The following is a 1,310-nucleotide window of genomic DNA, read 5'->3' as shown; positions in this document are numbered from 1 at the left end:
CGGCGGGCTATGACGTGCTGTCGCAGCGCGACAATGCCACGCTGTCGCGCAGCGCCGCGCGGCTGCGCCTGCCGCCGGGCCGCAACGCCGCCCAGGCCAGGGAAGAGATCGCCCGCCTGCTGCCAGGGTCGCTGGCGGCGCTGAACTCTCTCTATCGCCCCGATGATCTGACCTGCGACGGCGCCGATTGCGCGGCCCAGAAGATGGTCAGCTGGACCCCTGCCGACCTGCAGGCCCGGCCCCGGATCGGCATGATCGACACCGGCGTCAATCCCGACCACCCGTCCCTGCGCGGTCAGTCGCTGCGTGTGAACCAGGTCGATCTGGACGGACGAAACGCGGCCGGACGACGGCATGGCACCGCCGTCGCGGCCCTGCTGATCGGCAACCCGCACGGCCGCGCCCCCGGCCTGCTGCCCCGGGCCGACCTGATCGCGGTCGAGGCGTTCCACAGCCGTGCCGACGGCGCGGCGGCGGATGCGTTCTCGTTGCTGAACGCGCTGGACGTGCTGATCCAGGCGCGGGTGCAGGTCATCAACATGTCGTTTTCGGGTCCCGCCAACCCGGTGCTGCGCCAGATCGTGATCCAGGCGCGCGACGCGGGCATCGGCCTGGTCGCGGCCGCAGGAAATGGCGGGCCGGGTGCCGCCCCCGCCTTTCCCGCCGCTTGGCCCGAGGTCATCGCCGTCACCGCCGTCGATGCCGACCGCGCCCCCTATCGCCAGGCGGCGCAGGGGCCGCATGTCGCGCTGGCGGCGCCTGGCGTGAACCTGTGGACCGCGGCCTCGATCGAGGGGGGGCGCCTGCGGTCGGGCACATCCTATGCGGCGCCCTTCGTCTCGGCCGCGCTGGCGCTTGGCATGGCCCGCGACGGGCTGAACGCCGCGGACGCGCGCGACCGCCTGTTCCGCTGCGCCACTGATCTGGGCGCGCCGGGCCGCGACCCGGTCTTTGGTCACGGCATGGTCGCATCGCCATCGGCCTGCGCCGATGACGGATCGCAGCTTTTTTCGGTCAGCGGGGAATAAGACGCCCCGCCGGCCCGTTGCACCCATGAACCGGACAGGACCGGTTCCAGCAACTCAAAGGAAGAAGCCCATGTCCGATACGTCCGATATCCGTCTTTCGCGTCGCGGCCTTCTGGCCAAGCTGGGTCTGGCCGCAGGAGCCGCCGGCGCGATCTATGTGGCCCCTGCCCTGGCCGGGTTCGGGGCGGCGCATGCCAGCGATGCGAGTGGTGCCAGCGGCCGGGGCGGAAGTGGCCGCGGCGGCAGCGGCCGGGGTGGCAGCCGGCCGGGGTGGTCGTTCCG

The 1,310-nt window shown here is 72.5% G+C and carries 1 protein-coding gene and 1 pseudogene; both read left to right on the top strand.

The genetic code is table 11. The features are described from left to right. Positions 1–1,028 (top strand): S8 family serine peptidase (locus tag TY51_RS19940; RefSeq protein WP_042253102.1); only part of this gene is annotated, 1,028 nt, incomplete at its 5' end. A gap of 70 nt (positions 1,029–1,098) precedes the next feature. Further along, positions 1,099–1,310: pseudogene (locus tag TY51_RS19935) on the top strand (hypothetical protein); the annotation flags it as partial.

This window comes from Paracoccus sp. PAMC 22219, from assembly GCF_000787695.1.
Taxonomy (GTDB): Bacteria; Pseudomonadota; Alphaproteobacteria; order Rhodobacterales; family Rhodobacteraceae; genus Paracoccus.
This window is presented reverse-complemented; position numbering and strand designations above follow the sequence as displayed.